Genomic DNA, 23,435 nt, shown 5'->3' on the forward strand with positions numbered 1-23,435 from the left:
TCTGTCAGGACAGTGCGAGCGTGACTTCGCGGATCATGTTCGCCTGGTCGACGTCGTACGTCCGGTTCGGGTCGTCGAGGTAGCGCGTCCACACGTACGCAACGGCGAACACGGCCGCACCGGCAATCGCGACCGCTGCCACGTTGACGTTGAGCAGGGCGTTGACGTTGACGACGAAGTTGACGTTCTGGACGGCCTGCCCGGTCGCGTTCGTGCTCACCACCGGCTTCTTGCCGGCCACCGTGCGAGCTTCCGCGAACACGGGGTCGGTCTTGAAGAAGTCGACGACGGACGCGTAGAACTCCCCGAGCGAGGCCTGCACGAGGTCCGGGTCACCGGACGTGAGACCCGGGAGCACCTCCGCCCGGAAGTCGGGGTTGTAGGCGCTGTAGGCATCCACGACCTCACGAAGATCAGCGTCGCTGATCCGCGCGCGGTCGGGCGCGAACCCGAGCACGTCCACGATTCGCGGACTGTCCTCGGCGATGGTCCCGGTCCCCGCGAGAAGGAGCTCGAGGACCTCCCTGTCGTTGTACGAGGCGATCCCACTCACGGGTGTCGCCAGGGTGGCACGGGCACTGCTTGCCTCGACGGCATATCCCGCCCGGTCGGCCGCCGGCTTATCGTCGGCGCTCGCCGTCTGTGAGTAGCCCGCCACGAGCGCTACTGCGACAGCGATACTCGTTACTGCTCGACGCGTATCACGTACAGATCGATCAGTCATGCGTCTTCCTCTCGTCGGTCACGTCCTTCGTTGGACGTGCCCGCAAGGTATCCACCTGTCGAATAGCGGTCGGGCGTTTCGGATATTTGCCGCACTTTCGCCGGGGGCATGCCTCGTGCGACAGGAGGATCGCACCGCGCGCTGCTCCATCTTTCGCCGGGGCGGCTGGACCTGTCGACGGGGCGTGGGGAGCGCAGGTCGGGGCGGAGCGGGACCTTGGGGCTCCGCCAATTTATCTTGATGTCGAGTAATCTCGGGGCATGCCCCAGCGTCAGGACGAGGTCGACCGCATCGTCGCGGCCTGGGGACGGGAGCGCCCGGACCTCGACCCTCGCCCGCTGCACGTGTTCTCGCGGGTCTCGCGCCTCTCCCGGCGCCTCGACCTCGCGCGGCGCCGGGTGTTCATCGACCACGCCCTCGAGGGCTGGGAGTTCGACGTCCTGTCCGCGCTGCGCCGGGCCGGTGAGCCCTACGAGCTGACGGCCGGGCGGCTGCTCAACGAGACGCTCGTGTCCTCGGGGACGATGACCAACCGCATCGACCGGATGGTGGCCCACGGCTACGTCGTGCGCGCCGTCGGGGCCACCGACCGCCGCGTCGTCCTCGTCCGGCTCACCCCGCGCGGCAAGGAGACGGTCGACGCCGCCATGGCCGACCTCCTCCGGTCCGAGCAGGAGCTCCTGGCCGAGCTCGAGCCCGCCGAGGCGGAGCAGCTCACCAGCCTGCTGCGCCGTCTGCTGCTCCCGCTGGACTCCTAGCCGTCCGCCGGTACGACGTTGTGGTTGAACCGGAAGACGTTCTCCGGGTCGTAGTGCCGCTTCACCCGGCGCAGCCGCTCGAGGACCGCACCGGGGTAGGCCGCGGCGACGTCCTCCGCCCCGGTCGCCGACATGAAGTTGACGTATCCCGCGCCAGGCAGCCCGAGCGCCCCCGCGGTGGCGTCGGCCCACTCCTCGGCCACCGGGACGGAGGCGGCGTCGGGTACGGTCGCGGCGACGGAGGCCATGACGGCGCGCTTCCGGTGGGCGAAGGCGGTCGCCTCCGCCGGCACCCGAGCGATGGCGCCGCCCATGGGCCGGATGTTGAGGGCGGCGAAGGTCCTCGCGCCGGCCAGCGCCTCGAGGGCGGTGGCTGCCCACTGCTCGTCGAGACGGTCGGTGAAGCCCGTGCGCATCACCGGGTGCAAGGGCTGCGGGGACGGGGGTGGCCCGTGGAGCATGTCGACGTAGGAGTGTGGACCGACATCGTCCACCAGGGGCTCACCCAGCGCCCGGAGTGGCCGGAGCGCCGCGGCCGCGTCCGCCTCGGCGCCGGACCAGCACACGAGGACGAGCATGACGGGCCTGCCGTGCACGGCCTCGGGGAGGAACGGCGCCGGCGGGGCGACGAGCACGTTGACCATGGCGCTGAGCCCGTCGGGGGCGTCGAGCACGGCCTGGGCCGCGGCCGCCAGGCGCTCAGGGCTCGGCTCGAAGGCCAGCATCCCGCCCGTGACGACGGCGGTCGGCCGCAGGCGGAAGGTGAGGCCGGTGACGACGCCGAAGCTGCCGCCGCCGCCACGCAGCGCCCAGAAGAGGTCCGGGTGGTGGTCCGCGTCCGCGGTGACGACGCTGCCATCGGCCAGGACGACCTCGGCGGCGAGGACGTTGTCCACCGTCAGCCCGTCGCGGCGGCTGAGGAAGCCGATCCCACCGCCCAGGGCGATGCCCGCGACGCCGACGGTCCCGGTGTCCCCGAACCCCGTCGCGAGCCCGTGCTCCCCCGCTGCGCGGCTGTAGGCGCCGGCGCTCACCCCGCCCCCGGCGTGCCCGACCATCGCGCCGGGGTCGATCGACACGGCGTCCACGCCGCGCACGTCGAGGACCAGAGCGCCGGGACCGGCACTGTGGTGGGCGTAGCTGTGGCCGCCGCTGCGCACGGCCACGGGCAGGCCGGCTTCCCGGGCGGCCCTGACGGCGGTGGAGACCTCCGCCGTCGTGCGCACCTGCGCGACGGCGGTCGGCGGGGTGTCGCGAGCGGCGAACTCCCGCGCGGTGAGCGCGGCGAAGCCGTCGGCGTCGGGACGCAGGAGCCGGCCGTCGAGGGTCTGCTCGAGGTGGGCGAGGGCTGTCATCGGCGGCCTCCCTTTCCGGAATCGGTCCGAGAGTAGGACGGCGCGCGCGCCTCGCCCAGCCTTTTTCCGGTCGGCTACCCGACCTGCTCGGAGAGCTCGAGCCAGCGCTCCTCCTGCTCGGCGACCTGGGCCTCGAGGGCCCGCAGCTCCTCCCCCAGGGCGCTGAGCCCGCCGTAGTCGTTCGGGTCGTGGGCGGCCATCTGGGCGTGCAGGCGCTCGACCTGGGCGGCGAGCTTCTCCAGCCGACGCTCGGCGGCCGCCATCTCCTTACGTGTGGCGCGCAGCTCGGCACTGCTCGGCTGGCCAGTGGTCACGGCCGCAGGTGCCGCCGCGCCCGCCGTCGGCGCCTCCTGCTCCCGGCGGCGCAGCTCGAGGTACTCGTCCACACCCCCGGGCACGTGGCGCAGCCGCCCGTCCATGACGGCGTACTGCTGGTCGGTGACCCGCTCGAGCAGGTAGCGGTCGTGGGAGACGACGATGAGCGTGCCGGGCCAGGAGTCGAGGAGGTCCTCCATCGCGGCGAGCATGTCGGTGTCGACGTCGTTGGTCGGCTCGTCGAGGATGAGGACGTTCGGCTCGGCCAGAAGGATGAGGAGCAGCTGCAGGCGCCGCTTCTGGCCGCCGGACAGCTCGCCCACCCGGGCCGACAAATGCTCGCGGGCGAAGCCCAGCCGCTCGAGCAGCTGGGCCGGCGTCATCTCCTTGCCGTCGACGACGTAGCTCGTGCGCGTGCGGGCCAGCACCTCGCGGACCCGGTCGCCGGCGATCTCCTGGAGCTCGGTGAACTGCTGGTCGAGCATCGCCAGGCGCACGGTCTTGCCGCGCTTGACCCGCCCGGAGGTCGGCTCGAGCGTGCCGGCCACGAGCGACAGGAGCGTCGACTTGCCCGCACCGTTGGCCCCGAGGATGCCCGTGCGCTCGCCGGGCGCGATGCGCCACTCGACGTCGCGCAGGATCTCCCGGCCGTCGAAGGACACCGAGACGTCGAGGAGGTCGACGACGTCCTTGCCGAGGCGGGCGGTGGCGAGGCGGGACAGCTCGGTGCGGTCGCGCAGCGGCGGCACGTCCTCGATGAGCTGGTTGGCGGCGTCGATGCGGAACTTCGGCTTGGACGTGCGCGCGGGGGCGCCGCGGCGCAGCCAGGCGAGCTCCTTGCGCATGAGGTTCTGCCGCTTGGCCTCGACGACGGCGGCCTGCCGGTCGCGCTCCACCCGCTGGAGGACGTAGGCCGCGTAACCGCCCTCGAAGGGTTCGACGATGCGGTCGTGGACCTCCCAGGTCGTCGTGGCGACCTCGTCGAGGAACCACCGGTCGTGGGTGATGACGAGCAGGCCGCCGGCGGTGGCCGACCAGCGCCGCTTGAGGTGGGCGGCGAGCCAGCTGATGCCCTCGACGTCGAGGTGGTTGGTCGGCTCGTCGAGGGCGATGACGTCCCAGTCCCCCACGAGCAGCTGCGCGAGGGCGACGCGGCGACGCTGCCCGCCGCTCAGCGTCCCGACGGGGGCGTCCCAGGGCAGGTCGGAGACGAGGCCGTCGATGACGTCGCGCACGCGCGCGTCCCCGGCCCACTCGTGCTCCGGGCGGTCCCCGACGATCGTGTGGCCCACGGACACCGTCGGGTCGAGGGTGTCGCTCTGGTCGAGCACGCCCATCCGCACGCCGCCGCGGCGGGTGACGCGCCCGCCGTCGGGCTCGATGCGCCCGGAGAGCATGCCGAGGAGGCTGGACTTGCCGTCGCCGTTACGGCCGACGATGCCGATCCGGTCGCCCTCGTCGACGCCGAGGCTGACGGAGTCGAAGACGACCCGGGTCGGGTACTCCAGGTGCAGGGCCTCGGCCCCGAGAAGATGTGCCACGCGTCCAGGGTAGGTGCCCGGGACGGGCCCTCAGGCCCCGGCGACGGCCTCCCGCCTCCGGTAGCGGCGGGCGAGGCGGCTGACGACGACGGCGGCGATCACCATCGAGATGCCCGAGCCGACGAGCACGGCAAGGGTGCCCTCGTCGGCGACCGCCGGGTTGTCGGCGTAGGCGAGCTCGTTCATGAGGAGCGAGACGGTGAAGCCGATGCCGCCGAGCGCGCCCGCGGCGAGCAGCTCCTGCCCGCCGAGCGTCGTCCCGCCCGCGCGCACGAAGCGCGCCCCCAGCCAGCCGCCGGCCATGATGCCGACGATCTTGCCGACCGGCAGCGCGAGGACGATGCCCCAGAACGCGGGAGACAGCTCGCTGAGCGGCACCGACGGGATGACGACGAGCGCCGCGGAGAAGGCGAACACCGGGAGCACGACCCCGTTGGAGAGGGGCTCGATCGCGTGCCGCGCACGGTCGGCGGGCCGGGCCGCCATGACGAGGCCGAGAGCCACGCCGGCGATCGTCGCGTGGACACCGGACAGGACGACGAGGCCCCAGGTGACGAGGGCGACGACGACCATGAGGACGCCGACCAGGACCCGCGCCCGGCCCCCGAGGAAGCGGCTGAGCACGGCGAAGACGACCGTGCCGGCGGCCGCCGCGGCGATGAGGCCGAGGCTCGGGTCGGTGGTGAAGAACACGGCGATGATGAGGATCGCGATGATGTCGTCGAGGATCGCCAGCGCGAGGAGGAACACCCGCAGCCGGGTGGGCAGGCCGCGGCCGAAGACGGCGAGGATGCCCAGGGCGAAGGCGATGTCGGTGGCCGTCGGGATGGGCCAGCCGTCCTCGAGACCGGAACCGGCCGCGACGAGGAGGAAGACGCCGATCGGCACGAGCACGCCGCCGACCGCGGCGATGGCGGGCCGCATGGCCTTGGAGGGGCTGTTGAGCTCACCGGCGGTGAGCTCGTGGCGCAGCTCGATGGCGACGACGAAGAAGAAGATCGCGAGCAGCCCGTCGCTGATCCAGTGGCCGATGCTCAGGCTGATCGCGGTCCCGGGGACCGAGAGGTACGTGCTCTGGAGCTCGCTGAGCGAGGGGCCGAGCGGGGAGTTCGCGGCGACCAGCCCGAGGACGGCCGCGACGAGCAGGAGCAGGGCTCCGGCGCGGGGCGAGCGGAGGGCAGCGGTGAGGGAGGCAGTCATGGGGTCCCGTCGGTCGGGTGGGCAGAGGAGCGGTCGCTCGACCGCCCGCCGACCAGACTTCCCGGCACGCCGCGGCCCACCCTACCTGCGTCCGGCGCACCGGTCGCGCGGGGTCTGGGAGGCGGACACCTGCGCGGGGACGCGGTCGACCGCAGGCGACAATGACGACCGCCGGTGTCGTCGCGCGCGCGGCGGTCACTTTCGCGTGCGCTCGTCCGGGGGGACTGGCCCCCTGCCCGAGCGCGGGCCGGCCGCGAGGTCTACGAGCCGGACACTTGCTCGAGGACGCGGGCCCCGGGGGCGGGGCCGGTGACGACGAGCACCTCGCGGGCCACCTCGGCCTCGCGGACGACGGCGGCCACCGAGCGGGCGTGCCTCTCGTCCAGGGCGAGGGCGGCGACGGTGGGGCCGGAGCCGGAGAGGACCGCGGCCAGCGCACCCGCGCGGTCGGCGGCGGCGATGACGTCGCCGAGCTCGGGGCGCATGTCGAGTGCGACCTCCTCGAGGTCGTTGACGAGGTGCCGGGCCAGCTCGAGCGGGTCCCCGCCGCGCAGGGCGGCGAGCAGCCCGTCGTCCAGGTGCGGCGCGGGAGCGTGCGTGCCGCCGTCGTCGTCGAAGGCGGCGAAGACCTCGGGCGTGGACAGGCCCTCCTCCTGGACGGCGAGCACCCAGTGGTAGCTGCCGCCGACCATGGCGGAGGTGAGGACGTCGCCGCGCCCGGAGCCGATCGCGGTGAGGCCGGTGAGCGCGAAGGGCACGTCCGCCCCGAGCCGGCGCGCGAGGTCGACGAGCTGCTCGCGGTCCAGGCCGGCGCCCCACAGCTGGTCGCAGGCGAGGAGCGCGGCGGCGGCGTCGGCCGAGCCGCCGCCCATCCCGCCGGCGACGGGAACCTGCTTGTCGATGTGGAGGTGCGCACCGGCGGTGATCCCGGTGTGCTCCTGGAGCAGCCGGGCGGCCCGCAGGGCGAGGTTGGACTCGTCGGTGGGGACGCGGCCGGCGTCGCGGCCCACGACGCTCAGGCTCAGCCCCTCGGCGGGCGAGGCGGTGACGTCCTCGTGGAGGCTGACCGCCTGGAAGACCGTGGCCAGCGGGTGGTAGCCGTCGCTGTCCGGGGCGCCGACGCGCAGCGCGAGGTTGATCTTGCCGGGGGCGCGGACGCAGACCGCGTCGGTGGGGGTCATGCGCGGTGCTCGGCGATCCGCGCGAAGTCGGTGATGCCCAGGCGCTCGCCGCGCAGCGTCGGGTCCAGCCCCGCGGCGGTGACAGCGGCGGCGGCCTGCTCGGGCGAGCCCGCCCAGGCGGCGAGGGCGGAGCGCAGCGTCTTGCGGCGCTGACTGAAGGCGGCGTCGACAACGGCGAAGACCTCCTCGCGGCTCGCGGTGCTCGACGGCGGGTCGCGCCGCTCGAGACGCACGAGCGCGGAGTCGACGTTCGGAACCGGCCAGAACACCGTGCGCCCGATGGTGGCGGAGCGCTGGGCGGTCGCGTACCAGGCGGCCTTGGCCGAGGGGACGCCGTAGGTGCGCGACCCGGGCGGGGCGGCGAGCCGGTCGGCGACCTCAGCCTGCACCATGACCAGGCCCGTGCGCAGGCTCGGGAGCCGCTCGAGGAGGGTGAGCAGCACCGGCACGGCGACGTTGTAGGGCAGGTTCGCCACGAGGGCGCCCGGCTGCGCGGGCCCCTCGCCGGGGAAGGCCGGCAGCTCGGTGACGTCCATGGCGTCCGAGCGCACGACGAGCAGCCGCTCGGCAGCCTCGGGCAGCCGGGCCGCGACGGTCCGCGGGAGGGCGTCGGCGAGGACGGGGTCGATCTCGATCGCGACGACGCGCGCGCCCGTCTCGAGGAGCGCGAGGGTGAGGGAGCCGAGCCCGGGGCCCACCTCGACGACGACGTCGTCGGCCGTGACGCCTGCGGTGCGGACGATCTTGCGCACCGTGCCCGGGTCGATGACGAAGTTCTGGCCCAGCGTCTTGGTCGGCCGGATCCCCAGCGCGCCGGACAGCGCGCGGACGTCAGCGGGCCCGAGCAGGGGGTCGGCCGCGGCGGGGGCGGGGTCGTGGGTCACGGCGTCGAGCCTATCCGGCGGCCGGGGCGCCGACAGCACAGCTCCCGCCGGGCACGTGGGCGGGCGGGAGCTGTGGGCGCGGAGGTCAGCGCAGGCCGAGCTGCGCGGAGCAGGCGGGCCACTGGCCCCAGCCGGAGCGGGCCTGGAGGGCCTGGGCACGCTGGGTCTGCTCGGCCGGGGAGGCCTGCGAGGGCAGCCCGGAGCCGCCGACCGACTGCCAGGTGCCGACCGAGAACTGGTAGAGGCCGTGGTAGAGCCCGTTGCTGCTGACGATCGTGGGGTTGCCGCCGGACTCGCACTGGGCCAGGGCGGCCCACACGTCGCCGGACACGGCGCCGCCACCGGACGAGTCGCCGCCGGACGGGGCGGAGGGCGCGGACGGTGCGGCAGGGGCGGACGGCGCGACGGGCTGCGGGGCCGGGCGCTCCTTGGTGCCGACGGCGACGATCTCGGGAACCGGCTGGGCGACCGTGACGTAGTTGCTCGCCTCGGAGACGCGCTCCTCGCCACCGACCTGGACGGCGAGGCTGGCGCGCACGCGACGGCCCTCGACACCCTCCTGCACGACCCGGCGCTCACCGACGTAGAGCGTGTCGTCCTCGCGCTCGGTGCGCTCGAAGGGGACGGCCTCGCCGTCGGTGGCCAGCGCGTGGGTGCCGCGGGTGACGGTCAGCCGCACGACGCCGTCCTCGCCAGTGCCGACGACGACGTCGTCGAGCTTGCCGACGGTGACGCCCGCGAGCTCGAGGACCTCGTCGAGGTGCGCCTCGCCCTCGGGGGTGACGCGCTGCGTCTCCCCGTCGGCGACGACGTCGACCGGGGCGCCGTCGACGAGCGGCATGTCCAGGGCCTCGCGGCCGCCGTCGCTGGAGCGGGACGCGGCGACGCTGATCTCGCGGCCGGCCTCACCGAAGGACTGGATCGCCTCGCCGGTGGTCTGCGCGGTCGTCCACATGGCGCGCTGCTCGCCGTCGACGTCGACGCGGATCTGCCGGGCGGTGCGGACGACGACGAGCATGCCGTCGTCGAGCGCGGCGTCCGGGTCGGGCCCGACGGCGTCGTGCTCACCGACGTCGACGCCGTGCTCGTCGAGGACGCCCTCGACGGAGCCGGCGAAGGTCGTCACGGTCTCCTCGACGCCGTCGACGTCGAGCTCGACGGTCTTGTGGGCCGCGGCGACGGCCACGCCGCCGCCGGTGAGGAGGGCGGCTCCGGCGACCGTCGCGAGGGCGGTGCGGAGGCGGCGGCGCCGCGGTGCGGCGGAGGGGTTCGGGTCGAGCGGGGCGTCGTGAGAGAGCACGGACTTCCTAGGGTTGCGCGTCCCGGCACAGACAGGGGGGCTGCCCGGAGGCGGCCGGCACGGCACGAGGGCCGTGGGAGGGGTCTGATCCGGCTGGTGCGTCAGGTCGACACGGGACCACGAAGGTCCGCAGGCGACTGTAATCCAATCGTTACGTGGCGGTCTACGTGACCTCACTCACCGCGTGGTAACGCTCAGTACCAGCCGCGGGAGTTGCTGTGGCCCAGGGCCGCGCAGGGCGTGCCGTAGCGGTCGCTGATGTAGCCCAGGCCCCAGGTGATCTGGGTGGCGGGGTTGGTGCGCCAGTCGGCGCCCGCGGAGGCCATCTTCGATCCGGGCAGCGACTGCGGGATGCCGTAGGCACCCGAGCTCGGGTTCTGCGCGAGGTGGTTCCAGCCCGACTCGCGCTGCCACAGCGTCTCGAGGCAGCTGTACTGGTCGGTGCCCCAGCCGCGCGCGGCGACCATCTCGGCGGCGATCGCCTTGCTGCCGCCGGCGGGGACCGGTGCGGCGGGCACGGAGGCGGAGGGCGCGGACGGGGTGGAGGGGGCGGCGACGACCGGCTCGGCGGTGCCGACGCGCACGACCTCGTCGACCCGCTCGGAGACGACGGCGCGGGCGACGACCTCGCGGGCGGTCTCCTCGCCACCGGTGGTGGTGACCCGGTACGTCGTGGCGGTGACGCCGTCGACGCCCTCGGTGACGACCTCGCGCTCGCCGCGCGGGAGGGAGTCGTCCTCCTCCTCGACGATCGCGTGCTCGTCGGTGTCCGTCACGTGCTGGTCGACGACGTCGACGGTGGTGACCTCGACGGTGGCGCCCGCGGTGAGCGAGGAGGACAGCGGGGCGGAGACGACGTCGTCCTCGTCGACGAGGACGCCGGCCTCGGTGAGGAGCTCGGCGACGGTCGCGGCCTGCGTCGTCAGCTGCTGCGCCTGCCCGTCCACGACGAGCTCGACGGCGATCCCCTCGAGCGGGGAGCGGGACTCGAAGCGGGAGGCGATGAAGCGGGCGCGCTCGACGGCGCTGAGTTCACCGGCGGCCTCGGCGCTCACGGTCGCGTCGGGGACGGTCGGCTCGGGCACGGTGGTGCCGGCGAAGGCGACGGTCCCGCCGGCGATGACGGTGAGGACGAGAGCGTGCACCCCGCGGCGGGCGGCGGTGCGGGCACGGGAGGCCCCGACATCGCGGTGGCGCGCGCGCCTGACGGCATCTGACACAGCATGGTCCTGTCTGGAGGGAGGGCACCCGGCCGAACCGGGTGGTGACTGACCTGCGGTAGACCGTAACCGATTCGTGACCTGATGCGAAAGGGCAGGAGATCCGCACCCTGGTGCGGATTGATACCCCTGTGACTGGTGTGACTGGAGTGACGAGCGCGAGTCGCTACCAGGTGCCGTAGACGGCCTCGGTGTTCGCCGTCAGCCGGCGGCACAGGGTGGCCAGCTCGGTGCCGGTCTCCTCCGCGAGGCGCCGCACCGTGAGCGGCATGACGTAGGGCCCGTTGGGGCGTCCGCGGTACGGGGCGGGCGTGAGGTAGGGCGCGTCGGTCTCGACGAGGAGCAGCGCGAGAGGCATCTCACGCACCGCCTCGCGCAGGGTGTCGTTGGCCTTGAAGGTCACCGGCCCGGCGACGGAGACGTACCAGCCCTGCTCCGCGCAGGTGCGGGCCAGGGTGACGTCCCCGGAGAAGCAGTGGAAGACGGTGCGCTCGGGGGCGCCGTCGGCGAGGAGGACCTCGACGACGTCCTCGTGGGCCTCGCGGTCGTGGATCTGCAGCGCCAGGCCGAGCTCCTTGGCGAGGGCGATGTGCTGACGGAACGCGGCGCGCTGCACCTCTCGCGCCCGCTCCCCGCCGCGGAAGAAGTCGAGCCCCGTCTCCCCGATCGCCCGCACCCGCTCGTGGCGGGCGAGCTCGGCGACCCGGGCGACGGCGTCGTCCAGCGACGTCTCGTGCCGGGGCGCGACCGCGGGGTCGAGCCCGTCCGGGGCCACCTCGCGCACGCCCGCGTGGAGCGGCGCCTCGTTGGGGTGGATGGCCAGTGCCGTGACGATCTGCGGGTGCTGCTCGGCGAGCGCGACGCTGCCGGCGAGGGTGTCGAGGTCGCAGCCCACCTGGACCATGCGGGCGACGCCCACGGACGCGGCCCGCTCGAGCTGCTCGGGCAGGCTCAGCGGCTCGGTCCCGTCGCGGACGCCCGGGTCCTCCTCGGCGCCCACCGGGAAGTGGGTGTGGTTGTCGACGACGGCGGCGGGCAGCGCCTCGGGCAGCGGCGGCCAGCCGCGCTCGCGGGGGCTCACTGCGCGTCGCCGCCGAGGCGGGCGAGCTCCTCCTCGACGACGGACTCGTCGAGCTTGGTGAAGATCGGCGCCGGCTTGGCGACCGGCTCGCCGACCCGGACCGGGCGCCGGCCCCAGGCCGGGACACCGGTGTAGTCACCGGTGATGACGGGGTAGCCCGGTCCGCCGTCGAGGTCCTCGACCTCCTCCATGCGCGGGAGCGGGGCGACGTCGCCGGTGCCGCCGATCGCGGCGTCGACGGTGTTGGCGCTGTGCGGGAGGAAGGGGCTGAGCATGACGTTGAGGTCGCTCACCGCCTGCGCGGCGACGTGGAGGATCGTGGCCCGGCGCTCCTGCTGGGACTCGTCCTTGAGCTTGTAGGGCTCCATGTCGGTGATGTACTTGTTCGCCTCACCGACCAGGCGCATGACCTCGGAGATCGCGGCGCGCTGGCGGTGGCGGGAGATGAGGTCACCGACGGTGGCGAAGCCGGCCTCGACCTGGTCGAGGAGCACGCGGTCCGCCTCGGTGAGTTCACCGGCCGGCGGCACCTGGCCGATGTTCTTGTGGATCATCGAGGCGGTGCGGTTGACGAGGTTGCCCCACCCGGCGACGAGCTCGCCGTTGGTGCGGCGCACGAACTCGGCCCAGGTGAAGTCGCTGTCCTGGTTCTCCGGGCCGGCGACCGAGATGAAGTAGCGCAGCGCGTCGGGCTGGTACCGCTCGAGGACGTCGCGCACGAAGATGACGACGCCGCGCGAGGAGGAGAACTTCTTGCCCTCCATCGTGAGGAACTCGCTGGAGACGACCTCGGTGGGGAGGTTGAGGACGCCGTACTCCCCCGGCAGGCCGCCGCGCGCGCCCTCGCCGTTGTGGGCGAGGAGCTCGGCGGGCCAGATCTGGGAGTGGAAGACGATGTTGTCCTTGCCCATGAAGTAGTAGGACAGGGCGTCCGGGTCGTTCCACCAGCGCCGCCACGCGTCGGGGTCGCCGCTGCGGCGGGCCCACTCGATCGACGCAGACAGGTAGCCGATGACGGCGTCGAACCACACGTAGAGGCGCTTGGTCGGCTGGTCGCGCCACCCGTCGAGCGGCACCGGGATGCCCCAGTCGATGTCGCGGGTCATCGCGCGCGGGCGGATCTCGGCGAGGATGTTCTTGGAGAAGCGGATGACGTTGGGGCGCCACGTGCCCGAGGCCTCGCGGCCGTCGAGCCACTCCCCCAGCGCCTCGGCGAGCGCCGGCAGGTCGAGGAAGAAGTGCTGGGTCTGGACGAACTGCGGCGTCTCGCCGTTGATCCGCGAGCGCGGGTCGATGAGGTCGGTGGGGTCGAGCTGGTTGCCGCAGCTGTCGCACTGGTCGCCGCGCGCGCCGGTGTAGCCGCAGATCGGGCAGGTGCCCTCGATGTAGCGGTCGGGCAGGGTGCGGCCCGTGGACGGGGAGATCGCGCTCTGGGTCGTCTGCTCGACCATGTAGCCGTTCTCGTGGACCGCCCGGAACATCTCCTGGACGACGGCGTAGTGGTTGCGCGTCGTCGTGCGCGTGAACAGGTCGTAGGACAGGCCGAGCGCAACGAGGTCCTCGACGATGAGGCGGTTGTTGCGGTCGGCGAGCTCCCGGGCGGAGACCCCGGCGGCGTCGGCCGCGACGAGGATCGGGGTGCCGTGCTCGTCGGTGCCGGAGACCATGAGGACGTCGTGGCCCGCCATGCGCATGTAGCGGGAGAAGACGTCGGAGGGAACGCCGAAGCCGGCTACGTGCCCGATGTGCCGGGGTCCGGACGCGTAGGGCCAGGCCACCGCCGAGAGGATGCTCGTCATGGGAGCAGCCTAGTTGCCACCGCGCCGGGCTCCGCCGAGCCCCTCCCACCGCGCGCCCACCTCCCGCCGACAGCACACTTACCGCCGACAGCACACTCACCGCCGAAAGCACACTTACCGCCGACAGCACACTTACCGCCGAGAGCACAGTTGCCGCCGACAGCCGGATTCTCCGGCGCCGGCTCAGCGCGAGGGGACGATCTCCACGCCCGCCTCGCGCAGCTGGGCCCGTGCCAGCTCGCCCTGCTCGGGGCTCACCGGGGCGGTGAGGTCGCTGAGCACCCGCGCGGACATGCCGGCCCGCACGGCGTCGAGCGCGGTCTCCTTGACGCAGTGCGACTCGGCGAGCCCGACGACGTCGACCGCGTCCACGCCGTCGAGAAGCTGCGCGAGGGTGCGCCCCTCGCCGTCGGTGCCCTCGAAGCCGGAGTAGGCGGCGGCGTACTGGCCCTTCTTGACCGAGGCGTCGGGGGCGAGGTCCGCGAGCGCCGGGTGCAGCTCGGCCTCCGCCGTCCCGGCCACGCCGTGCGGCGGCCAGGTGACGACGTAGTCGGGTTCCTCGGGCGGGGTGGCGAAGTGGCGACCGGGATCGATGTGCCAGTCCTGGGTGGTGACGACCAGCGCGTAGCGCTCGCGGTGGGCCACGACGTACTCGGCCACCGCCTGGGCGACGGCGTTGCCACCGTCCACCGGGAGCGCGCCACCCTCGCAGAAGGTGGGCTGGACGTCGACGACGAGCAGGGCACGACGCTCGGACATGGGGCCTCCTCACACGGTCGGACGAGCCCATCGAACCATGTCTGTCGATCCCCGTGACGGCGGCTCGGCCCGGTCCTAGACTTCACACATGGCCGACGACGGCGCGCGCCACAGCTGGACCATGGCCGGCATCCACACGGCCGTGGAGCTCGACGGCGGGGTCCTGGTGGGTGACGACGGCTCGGCCTGTGCGGGACAGGCGCTGCGGTACGCGGCCGGTGAGGCGGCCCGCCGCGGCACCGATCTGCACGTCGTGCGCGCGTGGGGCATCCCGACGGCGGTGCGACCGGCCGACGCCCCCTTCGGGACGACGCCGTCGATCGTCGAGATGCAGGACGCGACGCTCGCCGAGACGCGCCGGCGCGCGGAGGCGGCAGCGGCGGACCACCCCGGTGTCACGGTGCACGCCCACACGGTGTTCGGCCGCCCGGGAAAGGCCCTGGTGTCCGCCGCGGCCGGGGCGGACGTCATGGTCGTGGGTTCCAAGGGCCGGTCGAAGATCGCGGACATGCTCCTCGGCTCGACGGCGACGACCTGCATCCGCGAGGCGAAGGTTCCCGTCGTCGTCGTGCGCTGAGGCCGCTGGAGGAATCCGGCTGTCGGCGCTAACTGTGCTGTCGGCGCTAACTGTGCTGTCGGCGCTAACTGTGCTGTCGGCGGTAAGTGTGCTGTCGGCGCTAACCGTGCTGTCGGCGGTATCTGTACTGTCGGCGGGACCCCGGGGACGGGGTGGGCCCGCGGTCAGCGGGAGTCGAGGGCGGCCTGGTAGAGCTCGCGCTTGCTCAGGCCCGTCTCGGCGGCGACGGCGGCCGCGGCGTCCTTGAGCCGCTCACCCGCGGCGGCCCGGGAGACCACCTCGGCGACGTGGTCCTCCAGCCGGGCCTCGCGCCGCTCGGCACCGGCGACGACGACCGTCACCTCGCCGCGCACACCGTCGGCCGCCCAGTCGGCCAGCTCGGCGAGCGTCCCGCGGCGCACCTCCTCGAATGTTTTCGTCAGCTCCCGGCACACGGCGGCCCGGCGCTCGGGCCCGAAGGCCTGGGCCATCGCCGCGAGGGTCTCCCCCACCCGGTGCGGGGAGTCGAAGAGCACCATCGTGCGGCGCTCGTCCGCGAGCGCCCCGAACACCCGGTCACGCTCCCCCGCCCGGCGCGGCGCGAAGCCCTCGAAGCTGAAGCGGTCGGTCGCCAGCCCGGACACCGCGAGCGCCGTGAGGACCGCGCTGGGCCCGGGCAGCACGCTCACCGGCACGTCCGCCGCGACGGCGGCGTCGACGAGCCGGTAGCCGGGGTCGGACACCGACGGCATGCCGGCGTCGGACACGACGAGCACCCGTCGCCCGGCACGCGCCTCCTCCACCAGGCGCGGGGCCCGCTCACGCTCGTTGTGCTCGTGGAAGCTGAGCATCTCACCGCCCACCCACACGCCCAGGCGCTTGGCCAGCGCGAGCATGCGGCGGGTGTCCTCCGCGGCGACGACGTCCGCCTCCGCCAGCGCCCGCACGAGCCGCGGCGGCGCGTCACCGGCGTCGCCGATCGGGGTGGCGGCGAGGACGATCTGCCCGCCCTCCCCGCGCCAGGGCGAGCCGCCGACGGCGGTGGTCCCGCCGTCGTCGTCCGTCACGGCGTCGTCAGTCTCGTGCCCCTCGGCCGGCTCGGTCATCCGCCCAGTGTGGCCCACCGGCGAGACCTACACTCACCCCCGTGACAGCGGCGCATGAGGACACCGACCGCCCGGGCCCGGCCGGCACGACCGAGGCGGCGCCCGAGCGCACCGACCACCGCAGCGTCACGGAGATCGAGGCGGACCTCGTCTCGCGCCTGCTCCGCCCCGGCCCGACCGACCGGCTGTGGGGCTGGCTCGGCCCGCTCGTCGTCACCGCGATCGCCGCGGTGCTCCGCCTGGTCAACCTGGGCCACCCGACCCGGCTCATCTTCGACGAGACCTACTACGTCAAGCAGGCCTACTCGCTGCTCACGCTCGGCTACGAGGGCGAGTGGGAGGGGGAGAACGACGAGATCAACGCCCGCTTCCGGGAGGGCGACTTCTCCGACCTCAGCTCCGACCCGGACTACGTCGTCCACCCGCCGCTGGGCAAGTGGCTCATCGCCATCGGGCTGCGGCTGTTCGGCGCGGACAACGGGGCGGGGTGGCGCTTCTCCGCCGCGGTCGCCGGGGCGCTGACCGTCCTCATCCTGACGCGCCTCACCCGCCGGCTCACCGGCTCCACGCTCCTCGGCTGCGCCGCCGGGCTGCTCCTCGCGGTGGACGGCCTGCACCTCACCGGCTCCCGCATCGGCCTGCTCGACGTCTTCCTCGGCCTCTTCGTCATCGCCGCGCTGGCCGCCGTGCTCCTCGACAGGGAGCAGTCGCGCCGCCGCCTGGCCCGCGCCGCCGCCGCGGACCTCGCCTCCCGCAGGGACGGGCGGCTCACCGACCCGTGGGGACCGCGCACCGGCATGCGCTGGTGGCTCGTCCTCGCCGGCGTGCTCCTCGGCCTGGGCGGCGGGGTCAAGTGGTCGGCGATCTACGCGCTCGCGGTCCTCGGCATCCTCGTCGTCGTGTGGGACCTGTGCGCGCGCCGGGCCGTTGGCGCGCGGCTGTGGTTCGGCGCGGGCGTCTTCCGCGGCGGGGTGCCGGCGTTCCTCGCCCTCGTGCCCGTCGCGGCGGTCACCTACGTCGCCGGCTGGGCCTCGTGGTTCGCCAGCCCCGGTGCCTACCTGCGCACGTGGGCCGCGGACCAGGTCGCCGCGACCGGCACGGTGGAGCGCGCATGGCTGCCGGACGCGCTCAACTCGCTGTGGGAGTACCACCTGCGCGCCTGGGACTTCCACAACGGGCTGGACTCCGAGCACACCTACGAGGCCCACCCCGTCGGCTGGATCCTCCAGTGGCGGCCCACGTCCTTCTACTGGGAGAGCCCCGTCGCGGCCGACTGCGGCGCCGACCGCTGCGTCCAGGCGATCTCCTCGGTGGGCAACCCGGTCGTGTGGTGGCTCGGGCTCGTCGCCCTCGTCGCGGTCCTGTGGATGGCGATCGCCCGCCGCGACTGGCGCGCCTGGGTGGCCCTCGCCGGCTACGCCGCCGTCTACCTCCCGTGGTTCGCCTATGCCCACCGCACGATCTTCACCTTCTACGCCATCGCCCTGGCCCCCTACGTCGCCCTCGCCCTCGTCCTCGCCGTCGCCTGGGTGGGCGGGCTGCTCCCGCCGCTGCACGGTCCCGCCCGCCGGCCCGGCCAGCTTCCCGACGACGACGCCGCCGGGCCCGACGACGCGTGGCTCACCGTCGAGGAGGACGACGACGGCGCGGAGCCGGCTCCCAGCACCCGGCTGGGTCACGTGCTGCTCGCCGTCGTGTGCGTCACGGCGGTCGCCGCGCTCGTGTGGTTCTGGCCGGTGTGGACGGGCCAGACCGTGTCCTACGACATGTGGCGCGCCCGCATGTGGCTGCCCTCCTGGATCTGATCTCACGTTCCGCCCGCCCGCAGCGTCTACGGGGTGATGATGACCAACCCGCCCTTCGAGGAGCTCGTCGCCCGCCACGGCGCGACGGTGCTGCGCGTGTGCCGCGCCGTCGTCGGCCCCGACGACGCCGAGGACGCGTGGTCCGAGACCTTCCTCGCCGCCCTGCGCGCCTACCCGGACCTGGCGGCGGGGGCGAACCTGGAGGCCTGGCTCGTGACGATCGCCCACCGCAAGGCCGTCGACCAGCTGCGCGCCCGGGCCCGCCGGCCCGTCCCCGTCCCCTCCCTGCCCGAGCGGCCCGCACCGGGGAGCGGGACGGACGCCGCCGAGGTGTGGTCCGCCGTCGCCGCGCTGCCGGAGAAGCAACGCCTGGTACTGGCGTACCACTACCTCGCCGGGCTGCCCTACGCCGAGGTCGCCGCGATCGTCGGCGGCGCCACCGACGCCGCCCGCCGCGCCGCCGCGGACGGCATGACCACCCTGCGCCGTCGTTACGGCGCCCCGAGCCGAGGAGACCGCCGATGAGCGAGCTGTTTCCACCCGCCGAGCCCGCCGTGCTCGAGCGGCTGCACACGCGACTGGCCGACGACGCCGCCCGCGAGGGGATCCTCGACGTCGCCTACCGCACCGTCGACTCCCCCGTCGGCCCGCTGCTGCTCGCCGCCACCCCGCGCGGGCTCGTGCGGGTCGCCTACGACCACGAGGACCACGACCGGGTCGTGGCCGAACTCGCCCAGCGGGTAGGGCCGCGCGTCCTGCACGCCCCCGGGCTGCTCGACGAGGCCGCCCGCCAGCTGGAGGAGTACTTCGCCCGCGCCCGGACCCGCTTCGAGCTCGACGTCGACCTCGTGCTCTCCCGCGGCTTCCGGCGCACGGTCCTCGAGTACCTCCGGACGATCGACTACGGGCAGACGGAGAGCTACACCGAGGTGGCCGGCCACGTGGGTAACCCCCGGGCGGTGCGCGCGGTCGGCTCGGCCTGCGCGACCAACCCGCTGCCGATCGTCGTGCCCTGCCACCGGGTGCTGCGCAGCGACGGCGGCGTGGGCGGGTACCTCGGCGGCCTGGCCGCCAAGGAGCTGCTGCTCGAGCTCGAGCGCGCGGCCTGAGCCGGGCGTGGGAGGCTCAGGCGTGGCCACGACGATGAACTGGGCGGGAAACCACGTCTACCGGGGTGCGCTCGTGCTGCCCGCCTCCCTGGAGGAGGCGGCCGACGCCGTCGCGGGCGCCGCGCACGTGCGGGCGCTGGGCACCCGGCACACCTTCAACGACCTCGCCGACTCCGACGGGTTGCTCGTCAGCCTCGAGCGGCTCGCCTACCGCCACCCGCGGCTGCGCGGCGCGGAGGAGCCGAGCGGTCCCGAGCCGGAGCTCGACCCGCTCACCGGCCGGGTCCGCGTGTCCGCCGCCACCCGGTACGCCGACCTCGCGCTCTTCCTCGAGGAGCGCGGCCGTACGCTGCGCAACTTCGCCTCGCTGCCGCACATCGCCGTCGCGGGCGCGGTGGCGACGGCGACGCACGGCTCCGGCGTGGACAACCAGGTGCTCGCGGCCGACGTGACGCGCCTTGAGCTCGTCGCCGCGGACGGGGCCCTGCGGACGCTGGACCGCGACGTCGACGGCGACACCTTCGACGCCGCGACCGTCTCCCTCGGCGCACTCGGGATCGTCCACGCGGTGACGCTGGAGACCGTCCCGGCCTTCGAGGTGACCCAGACGGTCTACGGGCCGGTCGGCTTCGCGGCGCTCGCGGACGCCTTCGACGACGTGAGCGGCCTCGGCTACTCCGTCAGCTGCTTCACCACGCTGCGCTCGGCAGAGTTCGAGAGCGTGTGGGTCAAGCGGACGACGGCGCAGGGCCCGGCGCCCGCCGACGTCCTCGGTGCGCCGGCCTTCACCGAGGAGGCACACCCGATCCCCGGGATCGACCCCGGCAACGCGACCGCGCAGCAGGGCGTCCCCGGCGCGGCGAGCGACCGGCTGCCGCACTTTCGCGCCGACCAGCTGCCGAGCGCGGGTGCGGAGATCCAGTGCGAGTACCTCGTGCCGCGGCACAGTGCCCGGCTGGCGCTGCGCGCCCTGGCCGAGCTGGCGGAGCCGCTCGCCGGGCTGGTGCAGGTGTGCGAGGTGCGCTCGGTGGCGGCGGACACCGCCTGGCTCAGCCCGATGTTCAACCAGCCCTGCGTCGCGGTCCACTTCACCCTCGTCCGGGACGCCGAGCGGGTGGGTGCGGTGCTGCCGGTCATCGACGCGGCGCTCGGCGTGCTCGGCGGGCGGCCGCACTGGGGCAAGCAGTTCCGAGCCGACCCCGAGCGGGTGCGCTCGCTCTACCCGCGGCGGGCCGACTTCCTCGACGTCGTGCGACAGCACGACCCGCAGCGCAAGTTCTCGAACGCCTTCGTCCGCACCTGGGTCGGCTGAGCCGCTCGATCAGCGTGAAGGATTCGGACTCCGTGGGAGTCCGGATCCAGCACGTTGTTCAGGAGCCCTCGGTGCACAGCCGGCCGCGCTCCACCCGCGCCGGCAGCACGCGAGTCACAGCGGACACCGGCACTGGCCCGTACACGTGCGGGTAGGGCTCCGAGCCGGGATCGCCTGGGTCTCCGGGCCGTCGCGGACCGGCGAGCCCGCGGCCTTCAGCAGGTCGCGGTCGAGCTCGAGGACGACGAGGTCCGCGGTCATGTCGGCGTACACGGCAGCGACCACGGCCGGCAGCTGCTGCGGGGAGGAGCAGTGGACGTACCCCACCTGCTCGAGGGAGGTGCCCCGCGTGGAGCCCCGGTAGCTGCCGGCTGCCTGCGCCGCCGCCCACTCGGCGGGCTCGGCCAGGTGCCAGATCGTCGTCATGGCGGGACGGTACTGCTGCCCGGGGACCGCTGGGTGGGAGCCCGTGACTCAGCGTGAAGGATCTGGACTCCCTGGGAGTCCGGATCCAGCACGTTGTTCAGGAGCCCACCACGGCCCAGCCGTGCGGGGGCAGGACGACAGTGCGGCCGCCGTCGTCCATGGCGCCGGTGCCGGCGAGCACGGCGGCGGGACCGTCCCCGGCGGCCGGGACGCCCGCGGGCAGGCCCCAGCGCACGGCGTCGTCGTCGGTGCTGAGGAGGACGACGAGCGCCTCGTCCCCGCTGCGCACGGCGTAGACGAGGAGCGGGTCGCTCACGTGGAGCACCTCGAGCTCGGCGCGGTGCAGCCACGGGTGGCGGCGGCGCAGGCCGATGAGCTCCTGGTGGCGCTCGAACACGGGCCGGCCGAGCGGGCTGAGATCCGCGGGCGAGGCGGGGAAGGGGGGACGCACGGCGTCGTCGCCGCCGGCGCGGTCCTCCTTGACGCCGGTGAAGCCGTGCTCGTCGCCGGCGTAGACCGAGGGGGTGCCGGGGACGGTGAACAGGACGGCGAGGGCGTGGTCGAGGTGCCGCGGGTCGGTGAGGCGGCTGGCGATCCGGGTGACGTCGTGGTTGCCGACGAAGGTCTGCGGGACGGAGGCCCGGGCGAAGTCCGCATGGCGGCGCAGCGCGTGCTCGAGCTCCCAGGCGTTGCGGTCGTTGAGGGAGCTCCACACCGCCTTCCACAGCTCGTACTGGGTGACCGCGTCCATCCCGGACTCCGCGACGATCCCCGCGTAGTCGCCGTGGATGACCTCGCCGACGACGTACGCGTCCGGGTGGCGCTCGCGCACCCGCCCGAGCACCGGCCGCCAGAACGACGGCGGGACGGCGTAGGCGGCGTCGAGGCGCCAGCCGTCGGCGCCGCGGTCGAGCCAGTACGTCAGCACGTGCTCGACGTACTCGGCGACGGCGGGCTCGGCGTGGTTGAGCGCGACGAGGGCGGAATGGCCCTCGAAGTCGTCGTGGGTAGGGGTGCCGCCGCCGTCGGGTGCGTCAGGGTCGGGCCAGTGGAGGCGGAACCAGCGGGCGGCGTCGGACCCCGGTCCCTCCGCGAGCGCCCGCCGGAACATCGCGAAGTCCTGGCCGACGTGGTTGAAGACGCCGTCGAGCAGGACGCGCAGGCCGCGCGCGTGGGCGGCCTCGAAGAGCTTGACGAGGTCCTGCTCGTCGCCGAGGCGGGGGTCCACGCGCAGGTGGTCGGTGGTGTCGTAGCCGTGGGTGAGGGAGTCGAAGACGGGGCCGAGGAGGATCGCGGAGGCACCGAGCTCGACGGCGTGGTCGAGCCACGGGACGAGCGCCGGCAGGCGGTGGGTGACCTCCCCGGCGTGCTCGGCGCGGGTGGCCTCGGCACCGAGGAAGCCCAACGGGTACAGGTGCCAGATCACCGCGTGCTCCACCCAGTCCGGCTCTGTCACCGCTCACCACTCCTTCATCCGTGTCGCCCTGATCATGCCCACACCGGCGCCCGGCACGCACGACCGCCGCGCCCGGCGAAGGGGCGAGGGACAACTCCGCGCTCGGTGGGAGGAGGCGGTCAGGGGCGGCCGTAGGACTCGAGGAGGCGCAGCCAGACCTCGCTCATCGTGGGGAAGGCCGGCACCGCGTGCCACAGCCTGTCCAGCGGCACCTCACCGGCGACGGCGATGCTCGCCGAGTGGAGCAGCTCGGCGACGCCCGGGCCGACGAAGGTCATCCCGACGATGACCTTGCGCTCCTCGTCGACGACCATCCGCACCCGCCCGGTGTAGCCGTCGGCGTGGATCGCTGCGCCGGACACCGCCCCGAGGTCGTGGTCGACGACGCGCACGTCCAGCCCGGCGTCCTCGGCCGCCGCGGCGGTCATCCCCACCGAGGCGACCTGCGGGTCGGTGAAGACGACCTGCGTCGGGGCAAGGTGGTCGGCGGTCGCGGCGTGCACGCCCCACGCGGCGTCGTCGACGGGTCGGCCCTGCGCCCGGGCCACGATGACGTCCCCCGCGGCGCGGGCCTGGTACTTGCCCTGGTGGGTGACCGGGCTGCGGTGGTTGGCGTCGCCGACGGCGTAGAGCCACTCGACCGGCTCGCCCTCGCCGTCGAGCACGCGCAGGGTCTCGTCGACGGGCAGCCAGCCGCCCTCGAGGCCCACCGACTCCAGGCCGAGGTCCGGCTGCGGCTCGCGGCCGGTGGCAACGAGGATCTGGGCGACGCGCAGGGTGGAGCCGTCGTCGCACTCGACCTCCCGCTCGTCGCCGACGACGCGCACGGAGCCGGCCGAGACGCCGCGGCGGATCTCGACGCCGCGCTCCTCGAGGGCCGCGCCCACCATCTCCCCCGCGAAGGGCTCGTAGCCCGAGAGCAGCTCGCTGCGCACGAGCATCGTCACGCGGGCACCGAGGTCGGCGAAGCCGCCGGCCAGCTCGGACGCGACGACGCCCCCGCCGATGACGAGCAGGCTCTCGGGCACGTGGTCCGTCTCGAGCGCCTCGCGGTTGGTCCACGGCTGGGCATCTCGCAGGCCGGGGATGTCGGGCACGACGGGCCGCGAGCCGGTGCACACGGCGACGGCGTGCCGCGCGGTGAGGACCCGCTCCCCGCCGTCGGGCGTCGTCACGGTGACCTGCCGTTCCCCGCTCACCCGCCCGCGCCCGCGGACGAGGTCGATGCCGGCGGACTCGAGCCACTCCAGCTGGCCGGCGTCGTCCCAGTCGCTCGTGAAGGAGCTGCGGCGGGCGAGCACCGCTCCCACGTCGAGGTCACCGGTCACGGCCTGCCGGGCGCCGTCGACGTCGCGCGCGGCCCGTCGCGCCTCCCCCGGCCGCAGCAGCGCCTTGGACGGGATGCACGCCCAGTACGAGCACTCCCCGCCCACGAGGCGGTCCTCGACGACAACGGCGGTGAGCCCGCCCTGGACCGCGCGGTCGGCGACGTTCTCCCCGACCGGCCCGGCCCCGATGACGACGACGTCGTAACTCTCGGACATCTCG

General features: G+C 74.1%; 21 protein-coding genes. 6 read left to right on the top strand and 15 right to left on the bottom strand.

Annotated features, from left to right (window positions below):
- Window positions 1-4 precede the first annotated feature (4 nt).
- Window positions 5-724, bottom strand: coding sequence for a hypothetical protein (locus AA0005_RS16530; RefSeq protein ID WP_413451191.1), 720 nt, complete (start codon window positions 722-724; stop codon window positions 5-7).
- A gap of 260 nt (window positions 725-984) precedes the next feature.
- Here AA0005_RS16530 and AA0005_RS16535 point away from each other — a divergent pair, with 260 nt between their 5' ends.
- Window positions 985-1,482, top strand: a complete 498-nt coding sequence (locus AA0005_RS16535) for a MarR family winged helix-turn-helix transcriptional regulator (RefSeq protein ID WP_413451192.1) — start codon at window positions 985-987, stop codon at window positions 1,480-1,482.
- Here the strand turns inward: AA0005_RS16535 and AA0005_RS16540 are convergent.
- The 10 genes from AA0005_RS16540 to AA0005_RS16585 form a co-directional block, all read right to left on the bottom strand.
- On the bottom strand, window positions 1,479-2,837 hold the full coding sequence (locus tag AA0005_RS16540) for an FAD-binding protein (protein ID WP_413451193.1): 1,359 nt from the start codon (window positions 2,835-2,837) through the stop codon (window positions 1,479-1,481). The two genes, AA0005_RS16535 and AA0005_RS16540, sit on opposite strands and share 4 nt — an antisense overlap.
- 74 nt (window positions 2,838-2,911) lie before the next feature.
- A complete protein-coding gene (locus tag AA0005_RS16545; RefSeq protein WP_413451194.1) occupies window positions 2,912-4,693 on the bottom strand; it encodes an ABC-F family ATP-binding cassette domain-containing protein in 1,782 nt (593 codons plus the stop codon).
- Between the two features lie 30 nt (window positions 4,694-4,723).
- Entirely contained in the window at window positions 4,724-5,893 is a 1,170-nt protein-coding gene (locus AA0005_RS16550) for a Na+/H+ antiporter NhaA (RefSeq protein ID WP_413451195.1), read from the bottom strand.
- Window positions 5,894-6,153: 260 nt separating this feature from the next.
- Entirely contained in the window at window positions 6,154-7,074 is a 921-nt protein-coding gene (locus AA0005_RS16555) for a 4-(cytidine 5'-diphospho)-2-C-methyl-D-erythritol kinase (RefSeq protein ID WP_413451196.1), read from the bottom strand.
- Complete coding sequence (rsmA, locus tag AA0005_RS16560) at window positions 7,071-7,958, bottom strand: 16S rRNA (adenine(1518)-N(6)/adenine(1519)-N(6))-dimethyltransferase RsmA (protein ID WP_413451197.1); 888 nt, start codon at window positions 7,956-7,958, stop codon at window positions 7,071-7,073. The genes AA0005_RS16555 and rsmA overlap by 4 nt, the downstream gene beginning before the upstream one ends.
- An 85-nt stretch (window positions 7,959-8,043) precedes the next feature.
- Window positions 8,044-9,258 carry a transglycosylase family protein gene (locus AA0005_RS16565; RefSeq protein ID WP_413451198.1) on the bottom strand — a complete coding sequence of 405 codons (1,215 nt, stop codon included), beginning with the start codon at window positions 9,256-9,258 and terminating at the stop codon, window positions 8,044-8,046.
- 194 nt (window positions 9,259-9,452) lie between these two features.
- Window positions 9,453-10,478: a G5 domain-containing protein gene (locus AA0005_RS16570; RefSeq protein WP_413451199.1), complete on the bottom strand. Its 1,026-nt coding sequence runs from the start codon at window positions 10,476-10,478 to the stop codon at window positions 9,453-9,455.
- A 166-nt stretch (window positions 10,479-10,644) separates the two neighbouring features.
- Complete coding sequence (locus AA0005_RS16575) at window positions 10,645-11,559, bottom strand: TatD family hydrolase (RefSeq protein WP_413451200.1); 915 nt, start codon at window positions 11,557-11,559, stop codon at window positions 10,645-10,647.
- Window positions 11,556-13,358 carry a methionine--tRNA ligase gene (metG, locus tag AA0005_RS16580; RefSeq protein WP_413451201.1) on the bottom strand — a complete coding sequence of 601 codons (1,803 nt, stop codon included), beginning with the start codon at window positions 13,356-13,358 and terminating at the stop codon, window positions 11,556-11,558. The genes AA0005_RS16575 and metG overlap by 4 nt, the downstream gene beginning before the upstream one ends.
- Window positions 13,359-13,541: 183 nt before the next feature.
- A complete protein-coding gene (locus AA0005_RS16585) occupies window positions 13,542-14,117 on the bottom strand; it encodes an isochorismatase family protein (RefSeq protein ID WP_413451202.1) in 576 nt (191 codons plus the stop codon).
- An 88-nt stretch (window positions 14,118-14,205) separates the two neighbouring features.
- Here AA0005_RS16585 and AA0005_RS16590 point away from each other — a divergent pair, with 88 nt between their 5' ends.
- A complete protein-coding gene (locus AA0005_RS16590) occupies window positions 14,206-14,694 on the top strand; it encodes a universal stress protein (RefSeq protein WP_413451203.1) in 489 nt (162 codons plus the stop codon).
- 164 nt (window positions 14,695-14,858) lie between these two features.
- On the opposite strand, the gene rsmI is transcribed toward AA0005_RS16590, so the two are convergent.
- A complete protein-coding gene (rsmI, locus tag AA0005_RS16595; protein ID WP_413451204.1) occupies window positions 14,859-15,779 on the bottom strand; it encodes a 16S rRNA (cytidine(1402)-2'-O)-methyltransferase in 921 nt (306 codons plus the stop codon).
- A gap of 41 nt (window positions 15,780-15,820) precedes the next feature.
- Between rsmI and AA0005_RS16600 the strand changes: the two genes are divergently transcribed.
- Genes AA0005_RS16600 through AA0005_RS16615 form a run of 4 tightly spaced genes read left to right on the top strand, consistent with a single transcriptional unit; the run spans window position 15,821 to window position 20,005 of the window.
- Entirely contained in the window at window positions 15,821-17,584 is a 1,764-nt protein-coding gene (locus tag AA0005_RS16600) for a dolichyl-phosphate-mannose--protein mannosyltransferase (RefSeq protein ID WP_413451205.1), read from the top strand.
- Between the two features lie 36 nt (window positions 17,585-17,620).
- A complete protein-coding gene (locus tag AA0005_RS16605; protein ID WP_413453117.1) occupies window positions 17,621-18,109 on the top strand; it encodes an RNA polymerase sigma factor in 489 nt (162 codons plus the stop codon).
- Window positions 18,106-18,693 (top strand): methylated-DNA--[protein]-cysteine S-methyltransferase, encoded by a 588-nt coding sequence (locus tag AA0005_RS16610; protein WP_413451206.1) that lies wholly within the window; start codon window positions 18,106-18,108, stop codon window positions 18,691-18,693. The genes AA0005_RS16605 and AA0005_RS16610 overlap by 4 nt, the downstream gene beginning before the upstream one ends.
- 22 nt (window positions 18,694-18,715) lie before the next feature.
- A complete protein-coding gene (locus AA0005_RS16615) occupies window positions 18,716-20,005 on the top strand; it encodes a D-arabinono-1,4-lactone oxidase (RefSeq protein WP_413451207.1) in 1,290 nt (429 codons plus the stop codon).
- 114 nt (window positions 20,006-20,119) lie between these two features.
- On the opposite strand, the gene AA0005_RS16620 is transcribed toward AA0005_RS16615, so the two are convergent.
- The 3 genes from AA0005_RS16620 to AA0005_RS16630 form a co-directional block, all read right to left on the bottom strand.
- The gene (locus AA0005_RS16620) at window positions 20,120-20,431 is read right to left on the bottom strand and encodes a DUF952 domain-containing protein (RefSeq protein ID WP_413451208.1); all 312 of its coding nucleotides are present in this window, start codon (window positions 20,429-20,431) and stop codon (window positions 20,120-20,122) included.
- 97 nt (window positions 20,432-20,528) lie between these two features.
- On the bottom strand, window positions 20,529-21,887 hold the full coding sequence (locus AA0005_RS16625; protein ID WP_413451209.1) for an alpha-amylase family protein: 1,359 nt from the start codon (window positions 21,885-21,887) through the stop codon (window positions 20,529-20,531).
- A 119-nt stretch (window positions 21,888-22,006) separates the two neighbouring features.
- Window positions 22,007-23,431, bottom strand: coding sequence for a dihydrolipoyl dehydrogenase family protein (locus tag AA0005_RS16630; protein WP_413451210.1), 1,425 nt, complete (start codon window positions 23,429-23,431; stop codon window positions 22,007-22,009).
- Window positions 23,432-23,435 lie beyond the last annotated feature (4 nt).

Origin of the sequence: Georgenia phoenicis, assembly GCF_047302425.1 — a bacterium.
Lineage (GTDB): Bacteria > Actinomycetota > Actinomycetes > Actinomycetales > Actinomycetaceae > Oceanitalea.

Excerpts from the sequence above, each read along its gene's own strand:
- AA0005_RS16550 (WP_413451195.1), bottom strand. The coding sequence starts at position 5,893 with ATGACTGCCTCCCTCACCGCTGCCCTCCGCTCGCCCCGCGCCGGAGCC.
- AA0005_RS16535 (WP_413451192.1), top strand. The coding sequence starts at position 985 with ATGCCCCAGCGTCAGGACGAGGTCGACCGCATCGTCGCGGCCTGGGGA.
- AA0005_RS16585 (WP_413451202.1), bottom strand. The coding sequence starts at position 14,117 with ATGTCCGAGCGTCGTGCCCTGCTCGTCGTCGACGTCCAGCCCACCTTC.
- AA0005_RS16530 (WP_413451191.1), bottom strand. The coding sequence starts at position 724 with ATGACTGATCGATCTGTACGTGATACGCGTCGAGCAGTAACGAGTATC.
- AA0005_RS16610 (WP_413451206.1), top strand. The coding sequence starts at position 18,106 with ATGAGCGAGCTGTTTCCACCCGCCGAGCCCGCCGTGCTCGAGCGGCTG.
- AA0005_RS16605 (WP_413453117.1), top strand. The coding sequence starts at position 17,621 with ATGATGACCAACCCGCCCTTCGAGGAGCTCGTCGCCCGCCACGGCGCG.
- metG (WP_413451201.1), bottom strand. The coding sequence starts at position 13,358 with ATGACGAGCATCCTCTCGGCGGTGGCCTGGCCCTACGCGTCCGGACCC.
- AA0005_RS16555 (WP_413451196.1), bottom strand. The coding sequence starts at position 7,074 with ATGACCCCCACCGACGCGGTCTGCGTCCGCGCCCCCGGCAAGATCAAC.
- AA0005_RS16590 (WP_413451203.1), top strand. The coding sequence starts at position 14,206 with ATGGCCGACGACGGCGCGCGCCACAGCTGGACCATGGCCGGCATCCAC.
- AA0005_RS16620 (WP_413451208.1), bottom strand. The coding sequence starts at position 20,431 with ATGACGACGATCTGGCACCTGGCCGAGCCCGCCGAGTGGGCGGCGGCG.
- AA0005_RS16630 (WP_413451210.1), bottom strand. The coding sequence starts at position 23,431 with ATGTCCGAGAGTTACGACGTCGTCGTCATCGGGGCCGGGCCGGTCGGG.
- rsmI (WP_413451204.1), bottom strand. The coding sequence starts at position 15,779 with ATGACCGAGCCGGCCGAGGGGCACGAGACTGACGACGCCGTGACGGAC.
- AA0005_RS16540 (WP_413451193.1), bottom strand. The coding sequence starts at position 2,837 with ATGACAGCCCTCGCCCACCTCGAGCAGACCCTCGACGGCCGGCTCCTG.